Below are 14909 nucleotides of genomic sequence, written 5' to 3' on the forward strand. Positions count from 1 at the left end.
GTATATTTGATTAATTAAAAACACAAGAAAATGACAACAACAACCTTCCGCATCCATGCCTACGGAGTAGGCGAACTGGCCGGCCTGTACAACCCCCACCTTTCCCACCGTGGCGCCATCATGCAGCTCTGGCGCTGGATCAACTACCAAGGCGTCCTGAAAGAAAAACTGACCACCTTAGGCTACCGCCCGGGAATGCGCTGCTTCACACCCAAAATGGTCGCTTGCATTGTGGAGCATTTGGGGGAGCCGTGAAGATAATGTGCCAATGGGGGAATGTGCCAATATGCCAATGATAAGAAAAACTGGCTGAATTTGTAAATGAAGATTTAGCTGTATATTTTGGACAGAAGAACAAATGAACAAATGAAGATTTGGCGGTCTGTTCTTTTAATGGGACAAGCTCCTTATCATCTGCGACAGGCGTTCCCGTCCCATCTTTTCCCGGACAGGGGCGGTTTTTTTTCGGACGGGAGCGAAAAAAGGGGCACGAGGGGCACGTTAAAAGGCTTTTTCCGTAACTTTTATAAATATATAAGACGAGATATGCTACAGAAGAGCATATCTCGTCTCGCGTTATGATAAATGTTTAGAAAAAGGCCTTTTAACGTGCCCCTCGTGCCCCTTTTTACTAAAATGGAATAGATGGATTTGAGTCAGCGTGCTCTTTTTCAACAGTTTGACTAATCTCGTCTTTCGGCAGTGTTTCGTCTGTAATTCCCATCTGACGGGCCTTAACCTGGTCAAAAGTCATCTCTATGACCGCAAAAAGGCGTCTGCCGTTCCGCTTTACCTGTTCAAAATCGCTCCTTTTTAGCATCTTGCCCAGGTTATTTACGTTCAGATTAGTGATCGACAGACGTGTTTTTTCGGCTAATTTGGCCAATATTTCACTGCTTGAGAGATATAATGGCGCATCGAAACGTCCGGGACGACGAAAATAGGTGTAGAAAAGTTCTTCCTCGGGACTGCTTTGCTGGAAAGCTTCGTTGTTCGTGTTCACTTCGGCGATGTCGGTGTCGGAGAACCAGAATTTGAAGCCACTACGGAACAATGCTAATGCCTGCGAATAGATGCCGGTATGGTCGACGGGCGTGGTGTAGTCGATGCCTTGCGCCTCGAAGCAGAGGAAACGGCGTGATCCGGTACGGTCGGTCAACACCTGGCTATCGTTGACCGTCGCGAGGAAGGAGGCACGGCGGGTGTAGGTCTCGGCATTGCGGGCGTAGGCACGGCGGGTGTAGGTCTCGGCATTGCGGGCGTAGGCACGGCGTTCGTGTACAGTGTCTTTCGTTATCATCGCCTTCAGGCGGTTCAGCTCCATGCGGCTCTGTCCCGACAGCTCGTCGAGGATGATCAGGAAGCAGTCGGAGAGCAACAGCAGGGCGTCTTTCGACGACGGGTCGAGGTTGCCCGAATAGACATAACCCGAGAGGGCGGGCGGAACCAGATGGCAGCACCAGGTGGTCTTGCCGATCCCCTGCTCGCCACTGAGCAACAGGACAGAGTGGTTCTCCTGCCCGGTGCTGATGGCGCAGGCGACCGTCGCCACCAACCACTTGCGGAGGCACATCAGCCAGTAATCGGGGCGATCTGTGACCACCGTCGCCGCCAACCGGGCGATAGGGTCCGACACGCCGTCCCACGCAGGAAGCCCCTCGAAATAGGCTGTAAACGGGTTGTACTCGCGGCTGAAATCAGAAAGGATCACACTGTGGAGGTCACTCTGCCGGCATTGTATCCCTTCGAGCTGCATGGCGCACCAAACGGAGTTCTCCCAGTAGTCGGTCACGGGAGCGAAGTCTTTCCTCCCTTTCTTCTTCCGCCATTCCACGAAGCCACGCACGACGTTATAGCGCAGCATATAATGCTCGGAGAGGTAGCGGCAGATGCTCTCGACCTTCCTGTCCTGCCGCGCCGCCTTTTCGTCTTTACCCTGCTCTTCCTGGTGCGAATAGGCGCTGTCGAGGGCTTGCCGAATCTCTTCTTCGGGCAGGTCGGAGAAACAGCGGTTGCAATAGGCCGCCGTCTCTTCCTTCGAAATGCCTAAGCGGTTACACTGGCAGCCGAATTGGTAGACGTAGTTGTTCCGGTTTCCGGCCTCATACTTGCCCTTGCGCGAAGTGCGGTTGCGTGCCTTTGCGAACAGGTAGGGCAGGTTGTCTTTCGCGGGGGCTTCTTCCACCGGCATGGCTTCGGCAGCACTGGCGGCTACCGGCCCTTTACGGGGGACAACGGGGTCCAACAGGGGCATGTCCTCAGGCAACTGCCCTGTGTCGTTCAGCCAGTCCGAGAAACGGGGTGAGAGGAACAGCCCGCTGTCGTCCGAGACGAAGCACAGACGCCCGGCATCGCTTCCCGAAGCGTCGATCTCGACACCTAAGAGGTTCTCATACCACGCCTTCATCGTGTCGTAGAGGACACGGTGGTTCTCGGGGATCGGCTCCAGGCGGACCGCCGCGTAGACAATCACCTTCAACCCTGCCCCGCCGGGACTCAGGAAGCAGGCAACGGTGTAGGCAGCCGCTTCAATCAACGCCCTGAGGCGGACGATATCGGCAGCCGTCAACCCGTCGAGGTCCAGTATCAACAAGGGGTTATAGCCGGTCAGGCATTCCTTGAGGCGTTTGCCGTCGTAGAGGGCGGAAACGGTGAAGGCCGGCAGCCCTTTCTTGATCCGCTCGGCCGCCGCTTTGTCGCCATCGGCAAGACACCCCCGGAGTTTACGGACATCGGGGGCGTAGCGGCCCGCCTTGATTTCGGTTAACACGGCTACCAGGGCCCTATTTCCCTGATAAATTCTGAACATAATAAAGACACTAATTTGTACCATAATGCAACTTTTGTGTGATTTATGTCGATTCGTTCGGCATTTGTTCAAATGTAGGGAGAATGAACCGGTTAGCTCACACCTTTTTTGCTTTATTAGTAAAAAGGGTGTCGAATATTATTCGTCTGAAAGATAGCGTTTGGCGGCATCCAATAAACTGGAAAATTTCAGGGGCTCTTTTCCTTCTTCGGGACAGACTTTGATCACCTCGTCGAGCGCACGCAGAAGGGCTTCGCGGTTGCTTTTCCCGTCCACCTTGCAGTGCTCGCTCTTGATCAGTGGCGCCAGTAGCGTCAGGAACTGGTGTGTCGACCCGTGGAAGACGACCCGGTCTTTCCACTCCATATCTTCCTCCAGGGCTGCGTGTTCCAGGATACGGTTCACCTGGTTACAGCGTTTTACTAACTCGTGCAGCTGCTTTTCCGCTGGCTGCAGCGTCTCATTTAATTCTTGCAACATCCGGTTCAGACCGGCGGCTTCAAATTTTTTTTCATGCTGATTGTTTGTTTATTTGGGGATTGATTTGTTGTTTTAGACCGTAGAGATGCACGGCTGTGCATCTCTATACAGCGGGGTGTCAAAACATTCTTGTCCCCGCGCTTGACACATCCCCGTAGAGAGATGCACGGCCGTGCATCTCTACATTAATAAAACGACAAAGCCCCGGAAGTGTTACCATCTCCCGGGGCTTGTCTTTTGTATGCTTTCGTCCTTCACAGGGTTACCGGCTACATTGAACTTTTAAATTCAATATACTTTAGTATTATTAATATTAAATCCGGCCGCTTGTTCGCCTGTCGCAGGGTACTTAAAACTTGCATTTTGCACGGCCAAACATTTTAGAATTATCTATTCTATTATCTTCTATTATTTAACGATAGCTTTTACAGCCTCTTCACCTTCGACAGCTATCACGACTACACCCTGAGGAGCAGCGATAACAGCGTTGTCAGAAGTAAGAACTGTGTTAGCGACTGTCTGGCCGAGGATGTTTGAGATAACAACCTTCTTGCCTGCTGCACCGGCAACAGTTACCTGGCCTGCGCCTGCGATAACGGTCACTTCAGAAACAGAAGGAGTTGCTTCGTTAGATGTTGCGTAATCAGGAGCTTTCAAAGTGGCAACCATATTGGCGTCAGAAGAAGCTCTTGCAACCAAAATACCGTTTACGCTAACCACATAGTTGTTGTTGACTTTCATCGCGTAGGCTCCGTCATTACCATCAATGGCACGGAACTGGAACTTAAAGTCAGCTACTCTTGCTGCAGTCTTGGCTGTATCCGGAAGCACAGCAGCCGAATCAACATTGAAGTTTTTAACGATCAAAGAGTCAACGCCATAACGAGTGGCCGGACGGAAATACAAACGATTATCGCTTGCCAATTTATAATCAGGATTTGCTTTTGCAGTATCCCCATTAGCCAATGTCAGATACATTCTTTCTGCAGATGCATCTTCGTCAGCTTTCGTTCCGTCAGTTACCTTCTTGATACCCTGAGAGATGAAGTAAGAAGCTTCAATATCTGATTTATAATTTACAGTATCCAACCACAAGGTGAAGTTGTCGTTTGTAAACACGTCAGCATCAGCCTTCAATTCATTACCCGGTTGAGCCATTACTGCAAAGTTGTTTTTGCCGATAGCTAAACGGTCATTGTTGTTGTAGATGTTCTGGTGAACAGGATTCGTAAACAACATAGAAGGAGCATCCAATTCTGTAACAGTAAACAAGTCGGTGTTCTTAGTATTTGCAGCCAGCTTGATCACTGCAGGAGCAGAAGACTGTGCATTGATACCTACTTTCTGCAAACCGGCAGATGTATAAGAATCTGTAGTATCGATCAAAGCGTAAGTTGTTGCAGCACCCCAAGATTTCAGATAGAATACAGCTGTATCTTTAGACGCATCTTTTGTCAGAGCATAACCGTCAGCTGTCGGAGTTACCCATTCATTCTTGCTTGTAATCAAAATATAAGATTGACGATACAAAGTATCTACACCAGCTGCTTGAACACCTATTGCACCACCCTTCTTCAATGAACTTCCTTTCTTCGGCAATGCCAGATAGAATGAATATTCGGCTTCGTCCAAGACAAGAGTGGAATCTTGTTTCGGCTGCATAAACAATGCATTCAGATAAGGAGAAGCAGAAGCGACTTTGAATCTTTTGTTCGGCAGAGATGCTTCGTCGAAGTATCCGTAACCTGTCGTTACATAATTCTGGGAACCGATCTTGATTGTTGTTTCTGCAATCTTGGCATCATCCAAGAACAGTGTATCACCAGCGCAAGTATACGTATTAGCGACAGCTTTACCGGCAGCATCTTTAACCACATTGAATGAACCTTCAACCAACTTGTTACCAGTTTCACGGTTTACAATCTTATAAATACCCTTAGCGCTACCAGCTATAACAGCCCACTGAGAAGAAGGAATAGCTGCACTACCCTTACCAGCCTGATAAGCGTCAGCGTTTGCCAAATCCAATACTTTATATTTACCATAGTCTGCATTTACAGCAGCGTTCTTTTCTTTATTCATATCCTTAATAAAGTAGAAGCCTGCTGTGATTTCAGCATCACCACCGATAGCGGTTGAACGGCCGGAAGCAACGATGTTTGCTTCAGAGAAACCTACAATATAAGCAGAAGTATTCATTTTTGCATCGATACCCAAAGCAACTGTAGAGCTCAACTTCTTTAAGCCGATTACAGGAGTAGCACTTGATGCAGCCAAATTGTGCATAGACAGAGAATCGCCTACAGTCCAGTTACTACCTGATGTTTTAGCCACAGTTGAAGCTGTAGAAGAATAAACAGGAAGTGCAATAGGAGCAATAGACAAAGAGTCGTTACCGTATGTATACTTAACTTGGAACATATACAAACTATCGCTTTTTGCAATACGCAACCCTGTACTTGTTCCCCATGCTGTTGCGTCATTACCTTGTTTTAAAGAGTCTGTTTTCAAGATATATGTACCCTTACCTGCAGCAGCATCCTGAGCTGTACCGGCCATAAATGCGGTATCCACAGACAGATAATGTTCTTTCGCTTTGCTACCCTTTACCTGGAAGAACAATGTATCAGTGCCCCATGTACTTGCTTTTGAAGCAACCCAAGTTTGGGATGTCAGCAAGTTTGTTTCGCCAGTAGTAGTTGTAGCAGGATCTTTTCTGCCATTTACAGCTGCAAAGTTGAAACCTTTGATGTTTGCGTTAAAGTCTTCAGCTGTCAAAGTAATAACATTGTTCATCTTACGAGGAACAAAACTTTCAGTAGAAGAGGTTGCGCCTTTCGCTGACTCAACTTGTACATTAGAAACTGCTACACAATAAGCAGAGTCACCTTTAGTTGCATAAAGTCCCTTAGTGCCAATAGCCCAAGTGTCAATACCAGTTGCTACTTCAGAAGAAGCGGCACCTTGTCCGCCTAAAGCCTTTACAGATAAATAATGACCGGTTGCTCTATTCTGGAATTTGAAAGTAGGCACAGTACCAGCCACTTTTTCTACACGCCAAGCCATAGAATCCAACACTGCGATAGTTGAATCTGTAACAGAAGTAATGTCTTTGTGCAATTTCAAAGTTCCGTCTACTGTAACGGACAAATCGTTACCGGCAGTTGCAGCACTACTTAAAAATACAAAGTCACCTGTCTTCAAGTCACTTGTACCTAAGTAAACGCCATCTGCAGCATTTGCCGACAATCCACAAGCTACCAGTGCGGCAGCCAAAAGAGTAGAAAATCTCTTGTTCATAATTTAATAATTTAATTAGTAATAAAACTTATGTGTTATATAATGTATATCACTTTGTGAATGTTAACGATTGTATTTTGACTACAAATACGTACGTTTAAATTCGTCATTTTTTGAGGGGGTTTTGGAGTTTGTCGTGAAAAGCGGTATTTTCGTCCTTGTTTAGTTATCTAATTGATAAGAAAGGACATAGAAAAAGGAAAAAACTTTGAGAAAAGAATTGCAGGTTTAAAAAGTATGCGTAAATTTGTGACTAATTTAAACGTACGTTTTTTTTCGTCATTTTGCTTTTGCCTCCTATCTTTTTTATTCCCAATCAGTTACAAGTCAAAAATAGGTCGTTTTTACCCCTAAAAAACGGACTTTTCCGCGTTTTCCCGTCTTCGCTCATATATTTCTTATTTATAATCACTTACACCCCTTTCATTCAAGTAGTGCTCGAAGTGCAAATTTGTTGTTTTTGAAGGGACAGGGCGAAAAAGGGGGTAAAAAGGGGCAAAAACTTCTTACAAGTTTACCCGAAATAAGCGATATCGAGTGAGCCGATATCGGCACTTACAATGAGGGAAAAGTGGCGTCTTTGCTGGCATAGGATAAGGGATAATCGAGGTCACATAAACTAACGAAGCCCCGGAGATGTAAGTATCTCCAGGGCTTGTTTGTGTCTGCTTTCCACCTTCACAGGCGTACTTGTAGAATGAACTTTATTTCATACTTTAGTATTATTAATCCGACCCCTTGTTCCCCTTCGCAGGTTAATTGATGTTGGTAGAGACGGACGGATGCCCGTCTCTACAACCTCGCGCGGTCGACTTTAGAATTATTTGATTATAAATTGTAATGTTAAGTTACTTTACAATAGCCTTTACAGCTTCTTCACCTTCGATCGATACGACAACTACACCAGCCGGAGCTGCGATTGTTGCATTGTCGGAGTTGATAACTGCATTGGCAACTACCTGGCCTAAGATGTTTGTGATAACAACTTTCTTACCGGCAGCACCTGCGATTTCTACAGCACCGGCCTTAGCCATTACTCTGACTGTAGTAGTCTGGATGCTTTCGTTGGATGTTGCACCACCTTCTGTTGTTGTCAGGCTGAATACTTCACCGTCTGTTACGTTATCAGGTGTCAGGCCGTAACCTGCAACTGAATTATGTTCACCCGTGATGTAGTTGACAACCGGACAGTTGTTGTAGATCTTAACCCAAGCACCATTCCAGGAACCGATAGCTGAATATTCATCCAGATTTGATTCGATCAGGAAGTTGTCTGTGTCACCTTCATTAGCATCTTCGATCAGACGGAAGGAGAACGACCAGTTGTTGTGCTTACCTGTTGTGTATTCTCTGCGATCTGTGTTTGCAGGATCAAACAGCTTACCCGGGATCAGTTTGCCTTGTTCGTTCTTCAGGTCTGCCAATGTCTTGCCATTGGTCGGGATGTAGAAGAATTCTCCGGCTTTAACTGTACCTTCACCTAAGAAAGCGTTGATCTTAGCTGCGTTTTCAGGAGTGATCACCATGTGTACACCTTCAATGAATCCCAGACGTACGGCATAACCTTTGTATGTGTACATATCCGGATGGTTGTAAGCGTGAGAGCCTTTCGTTACGCTGTCGGCCAGGTTAACCAGGAAGCGACCTGCTGTGTAACCGTTGTAGAATACTACGTGGGTTGCGTCTTCTTTCTGGTCGATAGCATCTTCTACTGATTCGAAGTAGCCATGTGTATTTGTGTTACACCATACACCGTCGCTAACTGTGTCTTTCTCGATTGCCAACATATATTGCGGCATGCGGGCAGCCATTGCGCGGAGCGGTTCTACGATGAATACCTTAGACTCGTCGCTTGCGTTCATCTTTTCCTGAGCCAGGCCTAAGTAGCTGAAGCCGTCGATTACGTTGGAAGCAGGTGCTCCTGTTTCGTTGGTCTTGTCTTCAAACAATTTCTGGTCAACGTTTCCTACCGTACGGAAGAAGTTAACGTTTGCTTCAGGGATCGAGCGATACAACGGACGATCGTTTTCTTTCAGTGCGAATGCGGAAACCCGATCGTTCGGATTGTTGTTCAATGTATTGTATTCAACATAACCGTTTGCATCCACTACGCTGGCACGGCGGTAACCATAATACAAGTCTTCACAACAGTTGTTGATACGGGTGTCGATCAGTGCATAGCAAGTAGCGTCGCCGTCAACCTGGTCATTCTTCAGATAGAAAGAAGCCAGAATAGCAAGACCGTTTTCACGGATATCCTTGATGCCTTTTGCCACATAGTAACCGTTAGCAGCTTCGGCTGTGTTCATGGCAACATAAGTAGTGTCGTTGTCGATCAGGTTTGTATCTTTCACTTTCAGTACATAACGCTGACGTACCAATTGCGGCAATTCTAATCCGCTGTTTGCATCGATTACACCGGCACCGTAACCGAATTCGTTCAGTCTCATTCTGTAACCATTGTAACCATAAACAGTGTCTAATTCGTAGTAAGAATTGTCACCGGTCGTTACTTTCAACAGTTCGTTGGATTGTACATTCAGATACTTGTCACCATTGTTATGGTTGTAGCGTAATGCATAGTTCGTGTAAGGCAGAACTTCCGGTTCGATATAGCCATAACCGTGGTATCTGCTTGTCAGAGCGGTCTTGTCTTCAACCGGTTTGATTTCGTAGTTGTCAGTCAGAAGTAACCGGCCACTCGGTATCATTCTTTCAGTTGTCATATAGTTTCCGAAGTAGTCGCCATATGTGTTATCGATGGTAAAGTAGCGGCCGTCTTCTTCATACAGCTGACCTGTAAAGATATCGTTGCATGGAGTTCCGAATTCGCGGTTGCGGATTGTAACCAAGTCGCCGCAATCGCTGCCATACTTTTCAACAACCCACATGGTTGCCGGCATTTGATTGTAGTCCTGAGCTTCCAGTTCTTCAACATCGTACATCAACATACCATAGAAGTTATCAACGAGGTATCTTCCTGCATTCACTCCGTCTTTAGCCTTGATCGTGTACAGACCCGGATTCAGGGTTGCACGTTTCAGGTGCGTGAATTTATTGTTGAATGCCATACGACATTTCAACGGTCTTGCATCTGCAGCGTCAGCGATAGCAGCTGTCAGGCAGTTGCCGGAATTGCTGAGGTCTTCGAGTTTCAATACGATTTCAGTACCGTTGTTTGTCCAGGAGTTACTTGCCTGTGAAGCGTTAGCCTGAACATCCGAACCGTAAGCAAAATGAGTAGCTACCCAAGATTCTGCCCAAGATTTCTTAGCCGTATAGTCTGCTACGCTCTTTTCAGAAGCGTTCAGCGGTTCGATCACCAAGCTGTCCAAAGTAGGATAGTAGGTGAAGTTATAGAAGAAACGGGCACGAAGCGGAGCTGGTGAGTTTGCCTTGTAGGTTTCATGTTTCAACTTCAGGTTCGCGTTCATCGGAGAAACCGAATTACCCTGCCAGAAAGCGGTATCGACCATCAGGTAAGTACCTTTCTGATCATTCATGTATTGCAGTTTCATGAAGTGATTTCTGCAGTTGAGCAGGTATGCAGTCTGTGCATTTGCTACGTTATAGGTATTTAACCGGGCTTCTGCATCAGCTAATGCTTTTTCGCAATTATTATATCTTTCCAATGCGGCTTTATAAGCATTTTGAGCATTGATCAGGTTTTCGTTTGCAGTAGCGAGAAGGCCTTTAAATAATTTGAGGTTGTTGTAGACTGTTTTGTAATTCCTATAATACTCATCTTTTTCCCCGTCAAACTCAGCCATAGCCATGCTCACTCTTTGTTTATTTCGCCCAGTTAAAACTGACATAGCTGCACTACCTGTAGTTATAGCCGCTTCAATTTTTGCGATGGAGTCTGTTTCGCGATGGAATATATCTTTCTGTGTTAAATAATTATTATTACGTTGCAGGTCTCTGTCATCAATAGATTCGGCAGTTGCAACAATCATCATGGCTACATCATAGGCAGCATCAAATCCATTTTGCAGAGTGGCTAATTCTCCTTCGTTATATTGAATGGTGCTCTCTACTATGTTTTTAAATGCTTGTGCATTAGTCAAATCAGCTTCAGCTCCAGAACTGTTTTCTCCACCATAAAGAGTCCGTTCTGCATCTTCCAAATCGAGTCTTGCAAAATTAGCAGCCATCAAAGCGCTCTCATATTCATCTGGGTTTGTTGTCCCGCCTAATTGGCTAACCGATGCCCGATAGAAGTCGAGGATGGCAGTGTAGTCATCTTCAGCCTGGTAAGCCATGTCTGCATCCATAACACCACCTGTGTTCGGAGTGATTTCAACGGCATCGTCCAGACCTTGTTTACCTTCGAAGAACAGGAATTTAGCCCATTTCTTATCTACGGATGGCTTGTGATAGTCTATCATAGAATTGAAGGCATAAGAGTCCAACGTGATAGGAGCAGCTTCGACCGGCTGGATCTTTAAGGCCTGAATCGCATCCGAGTTGTTGATCATCTCGTTTTTCGAACCTTTGCGTGAGTACACGTAACCGTCATAGCTACGGCTCATTGTGATCACAGAGTCTTTTGTGAAATAGGCATAAGGTGCCACTTCTCCGAAGTCACTGCTGTTCTGAGAGTCGGTGTTATACCATTCCCAGTTTTCAACACAGCTTTTAACCATCCAGCTCGGATCTCCCAAGGCTTGGTTTTGATAGTTAGTCGAAGCGGCAAATGCAGGATCGAATGTCAATTCTACGTTTGTCTCTTTGTTGATGAATTTCCATTTACCACCACCGACAGTCTCATCTTCATCATAGACCAACTTCCACAAAGAAGGATTCAACGGCGCATTTTCAGCCGGGACCAAACGCAAGTAAAGTTTACCTGTCATCATGTCGCGATACTGAACCAATACTTCTTGCTTGCTGGGGTTGGGTCTGTCAGCCTGCATGTAACGTGGGTTGTAGTGAGTTGATGTTCTCAACTGGTACCATTTGTCAGATTGAATCTGATTCACGGTCTTAGTTGGAAAAGCAGCTCTTACATCAGCTTTACGAAACTCGTAGGGTCTTTCAGGAACCGCCGCGTTCGTGGCCACTGAACCAGCTACCAGGGCGGTAGCCATCAGAGTAGAAAACAATTTGTTCATAATCCAATTAATTTAATTAATAAAAAATATATTTGAGCATATATAAATCCAGTCTCTTATGTACGCACGTATCTGAATGTTGAATTTCTGTAATTTGACTACAAATACGTACGTTTATTTTAGTCATTTCGGACGGGTTTGTCCGGCGAAACGGGTTTTTTGTACTTGGTAAGCTATCTGATTGATAAGAAAGAACATAGAAAAAGAAAATTTCTTTGCCAAAAGGGTTGCAGGTTTAAAAAGTATGCTTATTTTTGTGACGAAAATAAACGTACGTTTTTTTAGTCATTTCGTTTTTTGCCATCTATCTATTTTATATCCAATAAGTTATATGTTCATTTTTGTCTGTTTTCACCCTTAAAAAACAGACGTTTTCGGATTTTTGATAAATTACCGTATCTTCCTTATTTCAAATTATTTATCTTGTTTTCTTCAAGTGATACTACAAGTAAAAAAGTGTGGTTTTTGATTAATTGTGAGAAAATAAGGGCAAAAAGGAGGATGAACAGACTGTGATTTATGAATTATGAACCTCGATTTGTATGGAAACCGGTATTGTGGCTTTTAACTTCCATTTTTAATTTTCAATTAATTTCTCTGGCTTTCGTATTTACAGAATGCAAACGAGCGCGGAATAAAGCAGACTATTTTTTCTATTATCTGCGTTATTCCGCGCTCGTTTGCGTCATCTGTGTCCGGTAAATACGGACTTAGCTGTTGATTATTTTGCCGGCTGGTCGGTCATCGTGAATACCAGATTGCCGCCGTCCATGATGTCTTTGTGGCTGATGGTTAGGCCGGTTACCGGTTTGCCGTTGAGCTCGACGGATTTTACGTATTTATTGGCTTTCGACAGGCCTTTGGCTTCAACAGTGAAAGTCTTATTTCCGGGGAGTGAAAGCGAAACCTTTTCTATCTGCGGTGCGCCCAGCACATATTCGCCGCTGATCGGGTTGACAGGATAGAAGCCCATGGCCGAGAAAATATACCATGCAGACATCTGGCCGCAGTCGTCATTGCCGCATAGCCCGTCCGGTTTGGCGAGATAGAAACGGTCGAATATTTCACGGATTACCTGCTGCGTTTTTTCCGGATGACCGGCGTAGCTGTAGAGGTAAGCGACGTGGTGGCTCGGTTCGTTACCGTGCGCATATTGTCCGATCAGGCCGGTTACGTCCGATACGAAGCCGGTGTTTTCAGCCGTACTTTCCAGGAAGAACAGGGAATCTAACTTTGTCACAAAGGCTTCGTTTCCACCCATGAGGTCGATCAAGCCTTGTACGTCGTGCTGTACGTGCCAGGTGTATTGCCAGGAATTGCCTTCCGTAAAGTCGCCACCCGATGAGCTGGCGTGCGACAACAGGAAGGAGTTGAACGGCGTGCGCCAGTTGCCTTTGGAGTCTTTTCCTCTCATCAGCTTGAGTTCCGGGTCGAACAGATTCTTATAGAATCCGGCACGTTTGGAGAAGTGCTCGTAATCTTCCGTCTTGCCTAATGCTTTTGCCATCTGGGCGACACAATAGTCATCGTAAGCGCATTCCAATGTTTTGGAAACGGATTCGGTATCGATGATGTCGAACGGGAAGTAACCGTATTTTTCGAACGTTTCCCAATCGGAGTTGTAATGGCTCACGGTCGCACTGGCTTTGACCGCCTCATAAGCTTTTTCTGCGTCAAATCCTTTGAAGCCCTTCAGGTAAGCGTCTACAATCACCGGAATGGCGTGGTTGCCGATCATGCAGAAATTCTCTTTCCCCCACAAAGCCCAGATAGGCAGGAAACCCTGTATCTGCTGGTGGTCCAACATTGTCTGGATCATGGCGTCGACTTTATCCGGGTTCAGAATCGTGTACAGCGGATGGGCGGCGCGATAGGTGTCCCAAAGCGAGAACGTTGAATAATATTCGCCGGTCGGAGAGGTGTGGACATTGTCATCGATGCCCCGGTAGCGTCCGTCGGTGTCGGCAATGTTGTTCGGCTGCATCATCAGGTGGTACATGGACGTGTAGAAGCTGGTCTTTTCGTCTGTCGTTCCTGTAACCTGTGCACGGGCGAGGAGTGCTTGCCACTGGTCGTGTGTTGCCTGGCGGACAGCCTCGAAGTCCCATGCCGGGTTTTCTTTTTGCATGGAGGCAAGCGCACCGTCGATGCCGACGCTCGACATGGCAATTTTTACCTGCACGGCTTCACCCGGTTTCGTGTCGAATTCGAGTACCAGGCGTTTGGCCTTTTCCCCTTTCTCAGCGGGAAGTTCTTCTTTGACCGTGTAAGGATGGTCGAACTTGATTACATAGAAATAATGGCGTGTCACCCAGGCGCGTGTCTGGTTGTGGCCGGTGATCGTCTGGTTGTCCGGCATCTCGATGTCGGCTTCCAGGACATGTGTTTTCAGGCTTTCCACACTGCCGACCATGCCGCGTTGCAGGTCGAGGAGCAGGCGGGCGGGACCTTCGTTCTTGAATGTATAGCGGTGGAGAGCTGTGTGGGCGGTTGCCGTCATTTCGGCATCCACACCGTAGTCCGACAGGGTGACGGCATAGTAACCCGGCGCAGCTTTTTGGGTGGATTTGTCGTATTCGCTTTTGTATGTATTATTCTTTATATCGCCGTTGAAAGGGAAAAGCAGGATGTCTCCGAGGTCCGGGCAACCCGTTCCGTTGAGGTGCGTCTGGGCAAACCCTTCGATAAAGTTGTCGTCGTAGTTATATCCCGAACAATACCTCCACGAACCGACACCGGATTCCGGGCTGGCTTGTATCAGGCCGAACGGGGCGCAGGCACCGGGAAACGTATGGCCGTTATCCGCATTTCCGATAAAAGGGTTGACATACTGGCAATAATCTTCTTCGATATTGTCTTTACTTTGCGGTGCAGGGGCGCACGCGCTGACTATCCCTAACAGGGACAGCCCGATCAAAAGGTCCTTCATGAATTAGAATATTATAATTATTATTGTATTGTTATTCCTTTTTCCCGTCTTTCATCTTTTCCCGGATCTTCAAGCGTTTGATCTGCAAGAAACGCAAGAAACTGATCACAAGAACAGTCACTCCGATTACACAGAAATATTGTACATAATCAGGGTCTGCCTTTTTCCCCGGCCAACCGATCACGCTCATCACGATCAGGTATATTAACAGGACTGCTGTTGTGATATTTATTTTCTTCATCGACTCTTCTTGTATTTAAACATGCAAACTTAAAGA

7 protein-coding genes are annotated in these 14909 nt (G+C 46.4%); 1 reads left to right on the forward strand and 6 read right to left on the reverse strand.

Annotation, left to right across the window (positions count from 1 at the left end; translation table 11 throughout):
* Positions 1–30: 30 nt before the first annotated feature.
* Positions 31–255 carry a DUF4248 domain-containing protein gene (locus tag DWW90_RS11485; protein WP_115501429.1) on the forward strand — a complete coding sequence of 75 codons (225 nt, stop codon included), beginning with the start codon at positions 31–33 and terminating at the stop codon, positions 253–255.
* Between the two features lie 376 nt (positions 256–631).
* Here the strand turns inward: DWW90_RS11485 and DWW90_RS11495 are convergent, their stop codons facing one another.
* From DWW90_RS11495 to DWW90_RS11520, 6 genes are all read right to left on the reverse strand, one after another.
* Positions 632–2833, reverse strand: a complete 2202-nt coding sequence (locus tag DWW90_RS11495; RefSeq protein WP_122345072.1) for a VapE domain-containing protein — start codon at positions 2831–2833, stop codon at positions 632–634.
* Positions 2834–2947: 114 nt separating this feature from the next.
* Positions 2948–3289, reverse strand: a complete 342-nt coding sequence (locus DWW90_RS11500) for a hypothetical protein (RefSeq protein WP_122345073.1) — start codon at positions 3287–3289, stop codon at positions 2948–2950.
* 408 nt (positions 3290–3697) lie between these two features.
* The gene (locus DWW90_RS20975) at positions 3698–6589 is read right to left on the reverse strand and encodes a DUF6383 domain-containing protein (RefSeq protein WP_122345074.1); all 2892 of its coding nucleotides are present in this window, start codon (positions 6587–6589) and stop codon (positions 3698–3700) included.
* Between the two features lie 848 nt (positions 6590–7437).
* A complete protein-coding gene (locus tag DWW90_RS11510) occupies positions 7438–11703 on the reverse strand; it encodes a DUF6383 domain-containing protein (RefSeq protein ID WP_122345075.1) in 4266 nt (1421 codons plus the stop codon).
* A 721-nt stretch (positions 11704–12424) separates the two neighbouring features.
* Positions 12425–14632 carry a GH92 family glycosyl hydrolase gene (locus DWW90_RS11515; protein WP_122345076.1) on the reverse strand — a complete coding sequence of 736 codons (2208 nt, stop codon included), beginning with the start codon at positions 14630–14632 and terminating at the stop codon, positions 12425–12427.
* 31 nt (positions 14633–14663) lie between these two features.
* Entirely contained in the window at positions 14664–14873 is a 210-nt protein-coding gene (locus tag DWW90_RS11520; protein ID WP_122345077.1) for a hypothetical protein, read from the reverse strand.
* Positions 14874–14909: the final 36 nt, after the last annotated feature.

Origin of the sequence: Parabacteroides sp. AF17-28, from assembly GCF_003479205.1 — a bacterium.
In the GTDB taxonomy this organism is placed as follows: domain Bacteria; phylum Bacteroidota; class Bacteroidia; order Bacteroidales; family Tannerellaceae; genus Parabacteroides; species Parabacteroides acidifaciens.

What these genes read in the sequence shown, in the direction of transcription:
- DWW90_RS11495 (WP_122345072.1), bottom strand. Translation starts at nt 2,833, where the DNA reads ATGGTACAAATTAGTGTCTTTATTATGTTCAGAATTTATCAGGGAAAT.
- DWW90_RS11500 (WP_122345073.1), bottom strand. Translation starts at nt 3,289, where the DNA reads ATGTTGCAAGAATTAAATGAGACGCTGCAGCCAGCGGAAAAGCAGCTG.
- DWW90_RS11510 (WP_122345075.1), bottom strand. Translation starts at nt 11,703, where the DNA reads ATGAACAAATTGTTTTCTACTCTGATGGCTACCGCCCTGGTAGCTGGT.
- DWW90_RS11515 (WP_122345076.1), bottom strand. Translation starts at nt 14,632, where the DNA reads ATGAAGGACCTTTTGATCGGGCTGTCCCTGTTAGGGATAGTCAGCGCG.
- DWW90_RS20975 (WP_122345074.1), bottom strand. Translation starts at nt 6,589, where the DNA reads ATGAACAAGAGATTTTCTACTCTTTTGGCTGCCGCACTGGTAGCTTGT.
- DWW90_RS11520 (WP_122345077.1), bottom strand. Translation starts at nt 14,873, where the DNA reads ATGAAGAAAATAAATATCACAACAGCAGTCCTGTTAATATACCTGATC.
- DWW90_RS11485 (WP_115501429.1), top strand. Translation starts at nt 31, where the DNA reads ATGACAACAACAACCTTCCGCATCCATGCCTACGGAGTAGGCGAACTG.